14 protein-coding genes are annotated in these 13,818 nt (G+C 72.9%); 6 read left to right on the top strand and 8 right to left on the bottom strand.

The features are described 5' to 3' along the window. Positions 1-54 precede the first annotated feature (54 nt). Positions 55-477 carry a DUF350 domain-containing protein gene (locus tag ABZ641_RS05285; protein ID WP_344624396.1) on the bottom strand — a complete coding sequence of 141 codons (423 nt, stop codon included), beginning with the start codon at positions 475-477 and terminating at the stop codon, positions 55-57. Between the two features lie 111 nt (positions 478-588). Between ABZ641_RS05285 and ABZ641_RS05280 the strand changes: the two genes are divergently transcribed. Continuing rightward, positions 589-903: a hypothetical protein gene (locus ABZ641_RS05280; protein ID WP_344624395.1), complete on the top strand. Its 315-nt coding sequence runs from the start codon at positions 589-591 to the stop codon at positions 901-903. Between the two features lie 5 nt (positions 904-908). Next, entirely contained in the window at positions 909-2,129 is a 1,221-nt protein-coding gene (locus ABZ641_RS05275) for a glutathionylspermidine synthase family protein (RefSeq protein ID WP_344624394.1), read from the top strand. A 47-nt stretch (positions 2,130-2,176) separates the two neighbouring features. Here the strand turns inward: ABZ641_RS05275 and ABZ641_RS05270 are convergent, their stop codons facing one another. The 4 genes from ABZ641_RS05270 to ABZ641_RS05255 form a co-directional block, all read right to left on the bottom strand. Beyond that, a complete protein-coding gene (locus ABZ641_RS05270; protein ID WP_344624393.1) occupies positions 2,177-2,662 on the bottom strand; it encodes an LURP-one-related family protein in 486 nt (161 codons plus the stop codon). Between the two features lie 111 nt (positions 2,663-2,773). Then, on the bottom strand, positions 2,774-3,688 hold the full coding sequence (locus tag ABZ641_RS05265; RefSeq protein WP_344624392.1) for a DJ-1/PfpI family protein: 915 nt from the start codon (positions 3,686-3,688) through the stop codon (positions 2,774-2,776). Beyond that, positions 3,685-4,269: an isochorismatase family protein gene (locus tag ABZ641_RS05260; RefSeq protein ID WP_344624391.1), complete on the bottom strand. Its 585-nt coding sequence runs from the start codon at positions 4,267-4,269 to the stop codon at positions 3,685-3,687. The genes ABZ641_RS05265 and ABZ641_RS05260 overlap by 4 nt, the downstream gene beginning before the upstream one ends. Before the next feature lie 91 nt (positions 4,270-4,360). Then, positions 4,361-5,164, bottom strand: coding sequence for an aminoglycoside 3'-phosphotransferase (locus tag ABZ641_RS05255; protein ID WP_359979327.1), 804 nt, complete (start codon positions 5,162-5,164; stop codon positions 4,361-4,363). A gap of 68 nt (positions 5,165-5,232) precedes the next feature. On the opposite strand from ABZ641_RS05255, the gene ABZ641_RS05250 reads away from it, so the two are divergent. After that, positions 5,233-7,053, top strand: a complete 1,821-nt coding sequence (locus tag ABZ641_RS05250; protein ID WP_359979324.1) for an NHL domain-containing thioredoxin family protein — start codon at positions 5,233-5,235, stop codon at positions 7,051-7,053. Between the two features lie 73 nt (positions 7,054-7,126). Here ABZ641_RS05250 and ABZ641_RS05245 read toward each other — a convergent pair whose 3' ends face one another. Continuing rightward, entirely contained in the window at positions 7,127-8,428 is a 1,302-nt protein-coding gene (locus ABZ641_RS05245) for a M18 family aminopeptidase (protein WP_344624388.1), read from the bottom strand. 267 nt (positions 8,429-8,695) lie between these two features. Then, positions 8,696-10,525: an acyl-CoA dehydrogenase gene (locus tag ABZ641_RS05240; RefSeq protein WP_344624387.1), complete on the bottom strand. Its 1,830-nt coding sequence runs from the start codon at positions 10,523-10,525 to the stop codon at positions 8,696-8,698. A gap of 275 nt (positions 10,526-10,800) precedes the next feature. On the opposite strand from ABZ641_RS05240, the gene ABZ641_RS05235 reads away from it, so the two are divergent. Continuing rightward, complete coding sequence (locus ABZ641_RS05235; protein ID WP_344624406.1) at positions 10,801-11,229, top strand: SseB family protein; 429 nt, start codon at positions 10,801-10,803, stop codon at positions 11,227-11,229. Between the two features lie 132 nt (positions 11,230-11,361). Further along, on the top strand, positions 11,362-12,312 hold the full coding sequence (locus tag ABZ641_RS05230) for a pirin family protein (RefSeq protein ID WP_344624386.1): 951 nt from the start codon (positions 11,362-11,364) through the stop codon (positions 12,310-12,312). 67 nt (positions 12,313-12,379) lie between these two features. Here the strand turns inward: ABZ641_RS05230 and ABZ641_RS05225 are convergent, their stop codons facing one another. After that, positions 12,380-13,201 (bottom strand): integrase, encoded by an 822-nt coding sequence (locus ABZ641_RS05225; protein ID WP_344624385.1) that lies wholly within the window; start codon positions 13,199-13,201, stop codon positions 12,380-12,382. A 335-nt stretch (positions 13,202-13,536) separates the two neighbouring features. On the opposite strand from ABZ641_RS05225, the gene ABZ641_RS05220 reads away from it, so the two are divergent. Further along, the gene (locus tag ABZ641_RS05220) at positions 13,537-13,776 is read left to right on the top strand and encodes a DUF5302 domain-containing protein (protein ID WP_344624384.1); all 240 of its coding nucleotides are present in this window, start codon (positions 13,537-13,539) and stop codon (positions 13,774-13,776) included. Positions 13,777-13,818: the final 42 nt, after the last annotated feature.

The following is a 13,818-nucleotide window of genomic DNA, read 5'->3' as shown; positions in this document are numbered from 1 at the left end:
GGCCGGCACCCCGGTGGTCGGGGTGCCGGCCGCGTGCGGGCCGCTCGGGCGGGCTCAGGCGATCGACGCGGCGACGATGGCGGCGACCGAGAGGTTGCAGGCGGCGGTCACCCAGACCGCCGGGTGCGGCTCGGGGTCGACCAGCACCTCGCCGAGCTTGCCCGGGGTCAGCAGGTCCACCAGCCAGAACGCGGCGGCCATCAGCACCAGGCCGAGCAGGCCGAAGAGCGCGGTCGCGGCCAGGCCCTTCCCGAACTCGTCGTAGGTGTACATGATCGCGGTGAAGACGATGCCGCCGATGCCGATCAGCGCGGAGCTGAGCACCACGGCGGCGTTGCGGTTGCGCTCCAGCCAGATCTGCCGGCCGAGCTTGCCCGGCGTCAGGGCGTCGACCAGGCCCACGCCGAGCAGCAGCAGCACCAGGCCCACGGCGCCGTAGGCGGCGGCCACGCCGAGGCCGTGGACGATGTCGTTCATGCTGCTCCCCCAGGGCGGAGTGCCACGCCAGGTGCCACCCGAAGTGTCAAGGACCGGCAAAAGATATCCCATGGTTCCGGTGCTGGGGAGCCTTAAGTACGATCACCCGTCATGACGCAGACCGACCCCTCCTCCGCCCGCCGCCGCTCGGGCGTCGTCGCCCTCGGCATGGTGGGGACGCTGGCGCTGGCCCTCACCGGCTGCTCCACGTCCGGCGGCAGCGCACCCCGGCGCTGCGTCGACCCCGGCACCCTCAAGGTGCTCGACGACCACTCCTGCTCCACCGGCACCACCGCGGCCGCCGGCCGCTGGTACTACTGCGGCTCCGGCTCGCTGACCGCCGCCGGCGGCACCTTCGACAAGGCCGCCACCAAGCGCGGCGGCTTCGGCTGCCCGAGCGGCAGCTCCGGCTCGAGCGGGGGCTGACCGCGATGCGCCGCCGCACCGTCGAACCGCGGCCGGGCTGGCAGGCCGCGGTCGAGGCCCAGGGCCTGATCTACGCCGTCTGCGAGGACCCGCGCAACCCCGGCACCGAGTACGCGTACTGGGACGAGAGCGCCTACTACGAGTTCTCGCTGCCGGAGGTCGAGGCGCTGGAGGAGGTGGTCGAGGAACTCCACGGGATGTGCCTGGAGGCCGCCGACCACGTGGTGCGGACGGGCCGGTTCGCCGACTACGGCATCACCGACCCGCGGCTCGCCGAGGTGATCGCCACCTCGTGGCGGCGGCGCGAGGAACAGCCGTCCCTGTACGGGCGGTTCGACCTGGCGTACGACGGCACCGGCCCGGCCAAGATGTTCGAGTACAACGCGGACACCCCGACCTCGCTGATCGAGGCCGCCAGCCCGCAGTGGTTCTGGATGGAGGAGCGCTTCCCCGAGGCGGACCAGTGGAACTCGCTGCACGAGCGGCTGGTCGCCGCCTGGAGCCGGCAGAAGGACCTGCTGCCGCCCGGCCCGGTGCACTTCGCGCACTCCCGCGGCGACTTTGAGGGCGAGGACTGGATGACCACCCTCTACCTCCAGGAGACCGCCGAGCAGGCCGGCCTGGAGACGGTGTCGATCGCCGTGGAGGACATCGGCCTGGACGGGCTGACCGGCCGGTTCGTCGACCTGCAGCACCGCTACATCCGCTCCGCGTTCAAGCTGTACCCGTGGGAGTGGCTGGCGCAGGACGAGTTCGGCGCCCAGCTGCTGGCCACCGTCGACCTCGGCGGCTCCACCGGCTCCACGCTGTGGATCGAGCCGCCGTGGAAGATGCTGCTCTCCAACAAGGCGCTGCTGGCGGTGCTGTGGGAGCTGTACCCCGGCCACCCCAACCTGCTGCCGGCCTACCTGGACGGGCCGCGCGAGCTCGTCGCCACCGGGTACGCGGCCAAGCCGCTGCTCGGCCGGGAGGGTTCGGGCGTGCGGATCGTGGAGCCGGGCGGGGACGAGACCCTGCTGCCGGCCTGGGCCGGCGACCCGGACCGCTACGGCGACGAGGGCTTCTGCTACCAGCAGCTCTGCCCGCTGCCGGTGTTCGACGGCAACCAGCCGGTGCTGGGCGCCTGGGTGGTGGACGGCGAGGCCGCCGGGCTCGGCATCCGCGAGACGCACGACTCGCCGATCACCCACGTCGGCGCGCGCTTCCTGCCGCACGTCATCGTCTGAGCACCGGCCGGCCCGCGGCGGAGGCACCGCCGCGGGCCGACGGAGCGTCAGGCGTTGTGCTCGACCATCCGGTCCAGGCAGACGGCGACGGCGAGCAGCAGCGGCACGTCCGCGCCGTCCGCGATCTCCACGCCGTAGGTGTCGCGGATCCGGAACCACTTGCGGGAGATCTCGGCGACCGTCCCGCCGTCGGACTCGACCTTGTACTCCTTGTCGATGAGGTCGCCGTGCACCTCCAGCTCGCCGCCGGCCTCCAGCTCCACCAGGTACTTGTCGCGGAACGGCGTGAAGAGCTTCTTGCGGACGGTCGCGACGGTGTCGCCCTCGGCGTTCTCGATCCGCATCGCGTCGCGGACGGTGAGCACCTTCTCCTTGATCACGGCGACCACGGTGCCGGACGGGTCCTGCAGCTCGAAGGTGTCGCGCAGCCGCAGCACCTTGCCGTCCACCAGGAAGGCCTTCTCGCCGTCGCCGTCCTCGATCCAGTAGTCGTCGCCGACCGCGAACAGCCGCTCCTTGACCACGTACTTCATGCCTGCCTGCTTCCCTCGACGGACACTGCCGAGCACATCGTGCCGGACGCCGGGCCGCAGGTCAGCCCTCGGCCGCGCGGCGGGGCGCGGAGACCGGCCGTCCGGGTGCCGTCAGTCCGCGGCGGGCCGGGCGCGCAGCCGGCGCAGCATCCGGGCGTCCTGGAAGCCGACCGCGCGGGCGGCCGACTCGACGGTGGCGCCCTGGCCGATCAGGTGCTCGGCGTGCTCCAGCCGCAGCTGCTGCTGGTAGCGCAGCGGGGTGAGGCCGGTCGCCTCGGTGAAGCGCCGGGTGAGGGTCCGTTCGCTGACGCCGGCGCCGGCGGCGAGCCCCGTGAGCAGCAGCGGGTCGGTGAACCGGGCGTCGATGACGTCCTGCACCCGGTGCACGGCGTCGCTGAGGTGGGCACGGTGCCGCAGCATCGCGCTGTCCTGCTGCTCGTCCCCGTTGCGGCGGGTGTGGACGACCATCGTGCGGGCCACCTGGGCGGCGACGTACGGGCCGTGGCGGACGGCCAGCAGGTGCAGTGCCAGGTCGATCCCGCTGGCGATCCCGGCGGAGGTGAGGACGCTGCCGTCCTGGACGAACAGCACGTCGGGGACGACGGAGGCCCGCGGGTAGCGGCGGGCGAGCTCGTCCTGGAGGTCGTGGTGGGTGGTGCAGCGGCGGCCGTCCAGCAGGCCGGCCCGGCCGAGCGCGTCCGCGCCGGAGCAGATGCTCGCCACCGTGCCGCCGGCGGTGTGGTGGGCGACCACCCGCTCCAGGGTCTCCCGGGTGAACACCGGCCCGGTCGGCAGGCTCGGCGAGCGCCAGCCCGGGACGACCACCAGGTCGCCGGCGGCCAGCTCGGGCCACCGGGTGGCGGCCTTCAGCCCGATGCCCTGCGCGGTGGTGACGTCCTCCTGCTCGGCCACGTACCCGATCTCCCAGGTGTGGCCGAGGTCGGCCGCCGCGGAGAACACCTGGGCCGGACCGGCGAGGTCCAGCAGGTGCAGCCGCGGCGCCAGCAGGAAGACCACCCTGGTCACGATCCGGTCAGCTCCTCCACGGTGGCGATCCGGGCGAAGCGCCGTGCGAGGGCGTACTCGGTCCGCGCGATGATCTCGTCGGTGGACAGGGTACGCGGGTCGGCGAGGACCTCCGCCAGGCTGCGGCCGGCCGGGGCGTCCCGGTGCTCGATCGGGTGGGTGGCGGTGGCGTCGGTGACGAACACGACCTGGTAGCCGAGGTCGGAGGCGACCCGGGCGGTGGTCTCGCAGCACTGCTCGGTGCGGATCCCGCTGACCACCACCTCGCCGATGCCGTGCCGGGTGAGCTGCTGCTGCAGGTTGGTGGTGGTGAAGGCGTTGTGCGAGGTCTTGGTGAGGACGGGCTCGCCGTCCTCGGGCTTGAGGCCGTCCATCAGCCGGACGTGGCCGGACTCCGGGTCGAAGGGGGTGCCGCTGCCCGGGTCGGTGTGCAGGATCCACACCACGAGGTCGCCCTTCTCCCGGGCGGCGGCGACCAGCCGGCCGACCTTGTCGGCGATCCCCGGGTCGGAGACGGCCTCCCAGTTGGGCAGGCGGCGGAAGGACTCCTGGACGTCGATCACGACGAGTGCGCTCTTCATGTCCTCCATGGTGGCCGCCGGCGGGCCCGCGCCCCAGACATGATCACGCCCCGCACCGGAACGATCCGGTCACCGGCCGGGGCGGTCCGGCTCAGCCGGTCAGGTGCCAGAGCAGCCGGTAGTAGGCCGTCCGCTCCGCGTCCGGTGCGATGCCGTAGGCGTCCAGCAGCGGCCGCTCCCAGCCCGGGCCGTAGTTCCACACGGTGCTCCAGGTGGCGACGGCGAGGTCGGCCCAGCGGTCGGCGACGCCGAGCGTGCCCAGGTCGACGTGGCCGCTCGGCCGGCCGTCCTCGCCGACCAGGGTGTTGGGCGCGCAGGCGTCGCCGTGGCAGACCACCGGCCCGTCGGGCGGCGGGACGTCGGCGAGGGCGGCCAGCGCCCGGTCGACGGTGCGAAAGCGGGGCAGTTCCTCCGGCCAGTCCGCCAGGGAGGTCCGGCCGGCCGCGGCACGGGCGCGGGCGGCCTCCAGCCGCGGCCCGGCGGACCAGTCGAACGGGCAGTCGGCGGCGGGCAGCGCCTCGTGCAGGGCGCGCAGCCCCTCGCCGACGGCCCGCACCGCGGCGGCGGGCTCGCGCAGCCAGCGCCCGTCCACCGCCGAGCGGCCGGGCAGGCCGGCCGTGACCAGCCAGGAGCCCTCGTCGTCGGCGCCCTCGTCGAGCACCTGCGGCACCGCGGCGTGGCGGGCCGCCCAGCGCAGCCGTACCGCCTCCGCCGTGAAGGTGCCGCTGCCGGTCGGCAGCCACTTCACGAACTGCCGCCGGCCGTCCGCCCCGACCTGGAAGGTCAGCCCGCCGAGCGTGTTGCGCCACACGGCCCGCACCGGCCGGCCCCGCGCGAACCCGGCGACGAACGACGGCACCTCGACCGGCCCCGAGGGCGTACTGGCGATGATCACCGGATCATTCTCGCCCCCCGCCGCCCGGGACCGGAATGGTTCTCACGCGCATCGGGTTTGATTGGGGCATGGCTTCTCGTGCACGTGTACGCGCCCCCGAACTGGTGGGCAAGGGCGGATGGCTCAACACCGGCGGCAAGGACCTGTCGCTGGCCGACCTCCGCGGCAAGATCGTCATCGCCGACTTCTGGACCTTCTGCTGCATCAACTGCCTCCACGTCCTGGACGAACTCCGGGAGCTGGAGGAGAAGCACCGCGACACGGTGGTGATCGTCGGAGTCCACTCGCCGAAGTTCGTCCACGAGGCCGACCACCGCGCGGTGGTCGACGCGGTGGCCCGGTACGAGGTGCACCACCCGGTGCTGGACGACCCGGAGCTCACCACCTGGAAGCAGTACGCGGTGCGGGCCTGGCCGACGCTGGTGGTGATCGACCCCGAGGGGTACGTCGTCGCGCAGCACGCCGGCGAGGGCCACGCGCACGCGATCGCCGCCCTGGTCGAGGAGCTGGAGGCCGAGCATGCCGCCAAGGGCACGCTGCGCCGCGGCGACGGCCCGTACGTGGCGCCCGAGCCGCAGGCCGGCGACCTGAAGTTCCCGGGCAAGGCGGTGCGGCTGCCGGACGGCCACTACCTGGTGGCCGACTCCGGGCACCACTCGCTGGTGGAGCTGGCCGAGGACGGCGAGACGGTGCTGCGTCGGATCGGCGACGGCGAGCGCGGCCTGGTGGACGGCGCCGCGCCGCGGTTCAGCGAGCCGCAGGGCCTCGCCCTCGTCCCGGCGGGCCTCGACCTCGGCTACGACGTCGTGGTGGCGGACACCGTGAACCACGCACTGCGCGGCCTGCGGCTCGCCGACGGCAGCGTCACCACGCTGGCCGGCACCGGCCGGCAGTGGTGGCAGGGGTCGGCGACCGCCGGCCCGGCCCGCGAGGTCGACCTCTCCTCGCCCTGGGACGTCGCCTGGTTCGACGGCCGGGTGTGGATCGCCATGGCGGGCGTGCACCAGCTGTGGGCCTTCGACCCGGCGGCCGGCACGGTCGCCGTCGCGGCCGGCACCACCAACGAGGGCCTGGTCGACGGCCCGGTGGCCGAGGCCTGGTTCGCCCAGCCGTCGGGCCTGGCGGTGTCCGCGGACGGCGAGCGGCTCTGGGTGGCCGACTCGGAGACCTCGGCGGTGCGCTGGGTTTCACGTGAAACAGGTTCGGTGCACACCGCGGTCGGCACCGGCCTGTTCGACTTCGGCCACCGCGACGGCGCCGCCGACCAGGCGCTGCTGCAGCACCCGCTGGGCGTCACCGTGCTGCCGGACGGCTCGGTCGCGATCAGCGACACCTACAACCACGCGCTGCGCCGCTTCGACCCGGAGACCGGCGAGGTGACCACCCTCGCCACGGACGTCCGCGAGCCCTCCGGCGCCGTGGTCGTGGACGGCGACATCGTCGTGGTGGAGTCGGCCCGGCACCGGCTGACCCGGCTGCGCCTGCCCGAGGAGGCCGTCCGGGTCGAGTCGGTGGCGCACCGCACGCAGCGCGCCGCCACCGAGGTCGCCCCCGGGGCCCTGCGGCTGGACGTGGTCTTCCAGGCCCCGTCCGGGCAGAAGCTGGACGAGCGCTACGGCCCGTCGACCCGGCTGCTGGTCAGCTCCACCCCGCCGGAGCTGCTGCTCTCGGGCGAGGGTGCGGACACCGACCTCTCCCGCGAGCTGGTGCTGAACGGGGCGGTCGCCGAGGGCGTGCTGCACGTGTCGGCGATGGCGGCGTCCTGCGACGACGACCCGGAGATCGAGTACCCGGCCTGCCACGTGCACCAGCAGGACTGGGGCGTGCCGGTGAAGCTCACCGCCGACGGCGTGAGCCGGCTGCCGCTGGTCCTCGCCGGCATGGAGTGACCGGACCGGAGTGAACGGGGGCCGTCCGCGCGGCGGCCCCCACCGCCCGCGGACCGGCCCCCGGGGCCCCGGCTCAGCCCTCCAGGAACGCCTTGAGGGCGCTCGCCAGCAGGTACGGGTCCTCGGCGCCGCAGAGCTCGCGGGCGGAGTGCATGGAGAGCGCGGCGATGCCGCAGTCCACGGTGGTGATGCCGAGCCGCGCCGCGGTGATCGGGCCGATGGTGGTGCCGCAGGGCATGGCGTTGTTGGAGACGAAGGTCTGCCACGGCACGCCGGCCTTCTCGCAGGCGGCGGCGAACACGGCCCGGCCGACGCCGTCGGTGGCGTACCGGTTGTTGACGTTGACCTTCAGGATCGGGCCGCCGTTGGGCATCGGGTGGTGGCCCGGCTCGTGCCGCTCGCTGTAGTTGGGGTGCACGGCGTGCCCCATGTCGGAGGAGAGGCAGACGGTGCCGGCCAGCGCCCGGGCGCGGTCCTCGGTGGTGCCGCCGCGGGCGTACACGGTGCGCTCCAGCACGTTGCCGAGCAGCGGGCTCTGCGCACCGGTGTCGGACTCGCTGCCGGTCTCCTCGTGGTCGAAGGCGGCGAGCACCGGGATGTACGCGAGCGGGGCGTCGCCGGTGGCGGCGGCGGCCAGCGCGGCGGTGCCGGCGTGCACCGAGAGCAGGTTGTCCAGCCGGGGGCCGGCCAGCAGTTCGCGGTCGCGGCCGAGGTAGGAGGCGGGCTGCACGTCGTGGGTCATGAGGTCCCAGCCGGCCACGTCGGCGGCGGCCACGCCGGCCCTGCCCGCGACGTACTCGAGGAGCGCGCCCTCGGTCACCTCGCCGATCCCCCAGATCGGGGTGAGGTGGCGCTGCTTGTCGAGCTTCAGGCCCTCGTTGACGGCGCGGTCCAGGTGGATCGCGAGCTGCGGGACGCGCAGCAGCGGCTCGTCGATCTGCACCAGCCGGGCGGTGCCGTCGCGCAGCGCGAGGCGGCCGGAGATGCCGAGGTCGCGGTCGAGCCAGGTGTTCAGCGGGACGCCGCCGTAGATCTCCACGGCGACCTGGCGCCAGCCGGAGGAGCCGGTGTCCGGGATCGGCTTGACCCGGAGGTTGGGCGAGTCGGTGTGGGTGCCGACCACCCGGAACGGCGTCTCGGGGCCCGCCCCCTCGGGCACGTACCAGGCGATCAGCGCGCCCCCGCGGATCAGGTACCGGCCGCCGGCCTCGGCCCCCCAGGCGTCGGTCTCCAGGACCCTGCGGAAGCCCGCCTTCTCCAGCCGCTCGGCCGACGCGGCCACGGCGTGGTAGGGCGAGGGTGCGGCGCCGAGGAAGGCGATCAGATCGTCGGTGTGCGTCCGGTCGAAGTGGGCCGGGCGGTCGGCGGTCGACATGCTGCTCCTGGGTTGAGGGAGGTCGGACGCCGGATGGGGGTACCGGGTCCGCATCTGAGCATATGCCCGTACACGGACATGACGCGGCGAACTCAAAAACGGTGACACAACGGTGAGAACACCGGGACACAGTGCATTCCCGACCGTCCGTCATGCCGCCCGTGACGTTCCGTTTGCCCGGTTCCGTCCGACGGTGAAACGCCGTGGGGCCCGGTCGGCGGACCGGGCCCCACGGCGTGAGGGTGTGTCAGGCAGACTTCAGGGGGCTCAGAAGGCCTCCTCCGCGAGCTCCATGATCTCGTTGTCCACGGCCTCCGCGATCAGGCGCTGCGGGGCGGTGGTGGGCAGGACGTTGCGGGCGAAGAAGCGGGCCGCGGCGACCTTGCCCCGGTAGAACGGGACGTCCTTCTCGGAGGCGCCGGCCTCCAGCTTGGCCAGCGCGACGGCGGCCTGGCGGAGCAGCAGCCAGCCGATGACGACGTCGCCGGAGACCAGCAGCAGGCGGGTGGCGTTGAGGCCGACCTTGTACATGTTGGTGACGTCCTGCTGGACGGCGGTCAGGTCGGCGAGCATCTTGCCGACGATCGCCTCCAGGTCGCCGGCGGCCTTGCCGAGCGCCTCGCGCTCGGCGGCCAGGGCGTCGCCGCCCTCGCCGGTGGCGATGAACTTCTGGATCTGCTCGGAGACGGCGGTGAGCGCCTGGCCGCCGTCCTTGACGATCTTGCGGAAGAAGAAGTCCTGGCCCTGGATGGCGGTGGTGCCCTCGTACAGGGTGTCGATCTTGGCGTCGCGGATGTACTGCTCGATCGGGTACTCCTGCAGGTAGCCGGAGCCACCGAAGGTCTGCAGGGACTGGGCGAGCTGCTCGTAGGACTTCTCCGAGCCGTAGCCCTTGACGATCGGCAGGAGCAGGTCGTTCAGGCGCTCGGCGGCCTCGTCGCTCTCGCCGCGCAGGCGGGCGGCCAGCACGTCGTCCTGGACGGAGGCGGTGTAGAGCACCAGGGCGCGCATGCCCTCGGCGTACGCCTTCTGCGTCATCAGCGAGCGGCGGACGTCGGGGTGGTGGGTGATGGTGACGCGCGGGGCGGTCTTGTCCAGGAAGTTGGCGATGTCCGCACCCTGCACGCGCTCCTTGGCGTACTCGAGGGCGTTCAGGTAGCCGGTGGACAGGGTGGCGATCGCCTTCGTGCCGACCATCATGCGGGCGAACTCGATGATCTTGAACATCTGGCGGATGCCGTCGACCTTCTCGCCGAGCAGCCAGCCCTTGGCCGGGTGCTTGGCGCCGAAGGTCATCTCGCAGGTGTTCGAGGCCTTGAGGCCCATCTTGTGCTCGACGTTGGTGGCGTAGACGCCGTTGCGCTCGCCGAGCTCGCCGGTCTCCCAGTCGAAGTCGTACTTCGGCACGATGTAGAGGCCGAGGCCCTTGGTGCCGGGCTTGCCGCCCTCGGGGCGGGCCAGCACCAGGTGGATGATGTTGTCGGACATGTCGTGCTCACCGGAGGTGATGAAGCGCTTCACGCCCTCGATGTGCCAGGAGCCGTCCTCCTGCTTGATCGCCTTGGTGCGGCCGGCGCCGACGTCCGAGCCGGCGTCCGGCTCGGTCAGCACCATGGTGGCGCCCCAGAGGCCGTCGACCATGCGCTGGGCGACCTTGTGCTGCTCCTCGGTGCCCTCCTCGTAGACGACGCCGGCGAAGGCCGGGCCGGAGGAGTACATCCAGATGGCGGGGTTCGAGCCGAGGACCTGCTCCGCGTAGGCCCAGACCAGGGAGGACGGGGTGACCTGGCCGCCGATGCCCTCCGGGATGCCCAGGCGCCACCACTCGGCGTCCATGAAGGTCTGGTAGCTCTTCTTGAAGGTGGCCGGGACGGGCGCGGTGTTGGTCTCCGGGTCGAAGACCGGCGGGTTGCGGTCGGTGTCGGTGAAGGACGCGGCGAGGTCGTTCTCGGCGAGGCGGGAGATCTCGCTGAGGATGTTCTTCGCGGTGTCGACGTCCATGTCGGCGAACGGGCCGGTGCCGTACACCTGCTCGCGGCCGAACACCTCGAACAGGTTGAACTCCACGTCCCGCAGGTTGGACTTGTAGTGACCCATGACCGTTTCTCCGGTTCGTCTGCTTGCCGTGGGCCCGCCGATCGAGCGCCACTTACCCACCAGTACGCACCATGATGCTACCCGGCAGTAACTTGGGCAAGCCCTCTCACGGCAAAGCCTTATGAACGTGGTCACGTCCCACAACCCCGGACGCGCACACCTTGTGAGATCCGTCCCCCCTGCGGGGCGCCCCGGCCCGGTAGCCTTGCCCCGTGTACGGCTACGAGCAGACCGCGTACCAGGACCCCTACCAGCAGCAGGCGGGGATGAACGGCATGCCCGGCCCCGGCCCGTACGGCGACCCCCAGCAGGGGGGCGCCCAGCAGTCCCTCTACCCGGAGCCCTCGCCGCCCTCGCTGGCCGACGCCGTCCGGGCCTTCACCACCGGCTCGATGCCGGTCGAGGACTTCCAGGCGATCTTCATCACCTCGAAGGTGCACTGCCCGCGCGGCGACCGCCCCGGCTTCCTCGCCCTGCACAACACCCCGACGCCGGTGATCCCGATGTTCAGCTCGCTCAAGGAGCTGCGGCGCTACGCCGGCAAGGAGTCCAAGCACTTCAGCGTCACCGGCGCGGAGGTCCTGGACCTGCTGCCGACCGGCTACGGCTTCGCGCTCGACATGGAGGGCGAACACCGGATGGTCTTCGACGCGAAGGCGGTCGAGCAGATGGTCGACTTCACCATGCGCCGGATGTACGGCTGACCCCACCCCCGCGGGAGGCGTACGGCCTCCCGCACAGCCACGCCCATTTAGTTCAATGTTCAACTTGCTATTGGTTGAGGATTGAACTAACCTTTCGGACGTAGGCCAGAGAACCCCCTGAAGGAGGCCGACATGCCCGCCGTGACCGTCGAGAACCCGCTGACCCTGCCGCGCGTCACCACCCCCGACCCCGCCGCCGCGGTCGCCCGCCCGGTGCTGGCGGTCGCCACCGCTCCGGAGGGCTTCGAGGGCGAGGGCTTCCCCGTCCGCCGCGCCTTCGCCAAGATCAACACCAAGTTCCTCGACCCGTTCATCATGATGGACCAGATGGGCGAGGTGGAGTACGCCGCCGGGGAGCCCAAGGGCACCCCGTGGCACCCGCACCGCGGCTTCGAGACCGTCACCTACCTGATCGACGGCGAGTTCATCCACAAGGACTCGCACGGCGGCGGCGGCCACCTCGGCGGCGGCGACACCCAGTGGATGACGGCCGGCTCGGGCATCCTGCACATCGAGACCCCGCCGGAGTCGCTGGTCCTCAGCGGCGGCCTGTTCCACGGCATCCAGCTGTGGGTCAACCTGCCCGCGAGCGACAAGATGACCCAGCCGCGCTACCAGGACATCCACGGCGGCCACGTGAAGCTGCTGACCAGCCCGGACGGCGGCGCCGTGCTGCGGCTGATCGCCGGCGAGCTGGACGGGCACCGGGGGCCGGGCGCCACCCACACCCCGATCACCCTGCTGCACGCCACGCTCACCCCGGGCGCCTCCGTCACCCTGCCCTGGCGTCCCGACTTCAACGCCCTCGCCTACGTGCTCAACGGCGACGGCACGGTCGGCACCGAGCGGCGGCCGGTGCACACCGGCCAGGCCGTGGTCTTCGGCGACGGCGACACGATCACCATCACCGCGGACGCCAAGCAGGAGTCCCGCCACCCCAACCTGGACGTGATCGTCCTGGGCGGGCAGCCGATCCGCGAGCCGGTCGCCTGGTACGGCCCGTTCGTGATGAACAGCCACCGGGAGCTGGAGCAGGCCATGAAGGACTTCCAGTCGGGCTCGTTCGGCCACCCGGTCGACTGAACCCGCACCGCTCGCACCCGGGGCCCGGCACACGCCGGGCCCCGGGTGCGTCCGCGGCCCGGCCGGGTCAGATCCGGGCGTAGAGGGCGGCGGCGTCGTCCGACTTCTTGCCGCGCGGCCAGCGCGTGCAGTCGGCGTCCGCCTCCTCGACGGCCCTCACCTGGGCGATCAGCTCGGCCGGCCCCGACTCCGCGAGCAGCCGCAGCGCGTCCGACCAGCTGCCGAGCCGGAAGCGCTCGGTGAACCGGGCCGCGCCGTCGGTCAGCGCCGCCACCCCCCGCAGCTCGTCGAGCGGGACGAAGCCGGTCTCCGCGTGCTCGGCGGCGCGCGGCGTGGCGGCGGCGATCCACGGCCCGTGCCCGGAGTTCCGGGCGGCCCGGACGGCCTGCGCGTACGCGAGGTAGAGCTCGGCCCGCTCGGTGCTGCCCGGCACCGTCGTCCAGACCTGCCGGCGCAGCAGTTCCCCGCCGGGGAAGCGCTGGTTGTCGCCGATCACCCGGGGCGCGCCCTCGCGGGGGTGGAGCACCAGCAGCGAGTCGCCGAGCACCAGGTACTCCAGCGAGCCGCCGACCTTGCGGGCGGCGACCACCATGGCGGCCGGGGTGTTCGGGTTCGCGAGGTCGCAGCGGCCGCCGTGCAGGGCCGCCGTCTCCACGATGGCGTCGCCCAGGCATTCGGCGATCGAGCGGTCGGCCCGGTCGGTGAGCCGGGCGAGGAGGTGGACCCCGAGCCGTCTGGCGTACCAGGCGGTGCCGTGGCGGCACCCGGACTCCAGGTCCGTCGGCATGCTGGAACCGTCCAGCAGCACCAGCGCTTCGGCGGAGGCGGCGGCGAAGTCCTCGCTCTCGCGGCCCGGCCCGTACGGTTCTCCGGCGAGCTGTACCTGCATCGGACCAGTCTGCGTGCGGGCGGCCGCCCGGTACAGGGGTCGGACGGACTCGACCGGCACCGTCGGCGTGCGCCGGAGCGCGCGGTGGCGACCGGCCGGAGCGCGGCTTACGGTCGGGGGATCACCCGCCCTCGCCCGAGGAGTCTGCGATGGTCTGGCAGTTCTTCGTCCTCGTGATCGCGTCGATCGGGTTCCCGATCCTGGCGCTCTTCTACCTGATCGGCGGCCCCCGGTTCCCCGACGAAGTGAAATGAACCCGCCGGGCGGCCGCCGCCGTGGCAGGGTGTGCACTGCACCCGGCCCCTGTCCCGGGGCCCCGTACCGGAGGTCGCGCCATGAGCAAGGAAGCAGCCCCACCCGCCGAGCAGTCCGAGACCGGGGCCGCCCCGGTCGAGGCGGCCGCCGAGGCACCCGCCCAGGAGGACGTGAAGGCGAAGTTCCTCGCCGCGCTGGAGCGCAAGCAGGGCGGCCGCGGGAGCGGCGGCGCCGGGCAGGGCGGCGAGGGCTCGAAGATCCACGGCACGCACGCGGCGGCGGGCGGCAAGCGCACCTTCCGCCGCAAGAGCGGCGGCTGATCCCGAGCCGGACGGCGGGCGGATCCCGGAAGGGGTCCGCCC

The sequence above is a fragment of the Kitasatospora sp. NPDC007106 genome (genome assembly GCF_040634455.1).
GTDB classification, from domain to species: domain Bacteria; phylum Actinomycetota; class Actinomycetes; order Streptomycetales; family Streptomycetaceae; genus Kitasatospora; species Kitasatospora arboriphila.
This window is presented reverse-complemented; position numbering and strand designations above follow the sequence as displayed.

Bases quoted from the DNA above. Each gene is read 5' to 3' on its own strand.
- ABZ641_RS05285 (WP_344624396.1), bottom strand. From the start codon at position 477: ATGAACGACATCGTCCACGGCCTCGGCGTGGCCGCCGCCTACGGCGCC.
- ABZ641_RS05280 (WP_344624395.1), top strand. From the start codon at position 589: ATGACGCAGACCGACCCCTCCTCCGCCCGCCGCCGCTCGGGCGTCGTC.
- ABZ641_RS05275 (WP_344624394.1), top strand. From the start codon at position 909: ATGCGCCGCCGCACCGTCGAACCGCGGCCGGGCTGGCAGGCCGCGGTC.
- ABZ641_RS05270 (WP_344624393.1), bottom strand. From the start codon at position 2,662: ATGAAGTACGTGGTCAAGGAGCGGCTGTTCGCGGTCGGCGACGACTAC.
- ABZ641_RS05260 (WP_344624391.1), bottom strand. From the start codon at position 4,269: ATGAAGAGCGCACTCGTCGTGATCGACGTCCAGGAGTCCTTCCGCCGC.
- ABZ641_RS05250 (WP_359979324.1), top strand. From the start codon at position 5,233: ATGGCTTCTCGTGCACGTGTACGCGCCCCCGAACTGGTGGGCAAGGGC.
- ABZ641_RS05245 (WP_344624388.1), bottom strand. From the start codon at position 8,428: ATGTCGACCGCCGACCGCCCGGCCCACTTCGACCGGACGCACACCGAC.
- ABZ641_RS05240 (WP_344624387.1), bottom strand. From the start codon at position 10,525: ATGGGTCACTACAAGTCCAACCTGCGGGACGTGGAGTTCAACCTGTTC.
- ABZ641_RS05235 (WP_344624406.1), top strand. From the start codon at position 10,801: ATGCCCGGCCCCGGCCCGTACGGCGACCCCCAGCAGGGGGGCGCCCAG.
- ABZ641_RS05230 (WP_344624386.1), top strand. From the start codon at position 11,362: ATGCCCGCCGTGACCGTCGAGAACCCGCTGACCCTGCCGCGCGTCACC.
- ABZ641_RS05225 (WP_344624385.1), bottom strand. From the start codon at position 13,201: ATGCAGGTACAGCTCGCCGGAGAACCGTACGGGCCGGGCCGCGAGAGC.
- ABZ641_RS05220 (WP_344624384.1), top strand. From the start codon at position 13,537: ATGAGCAAGGAAGCAGCCCCACCCGCCGAGCAGTCCGAGACCGGGGCC.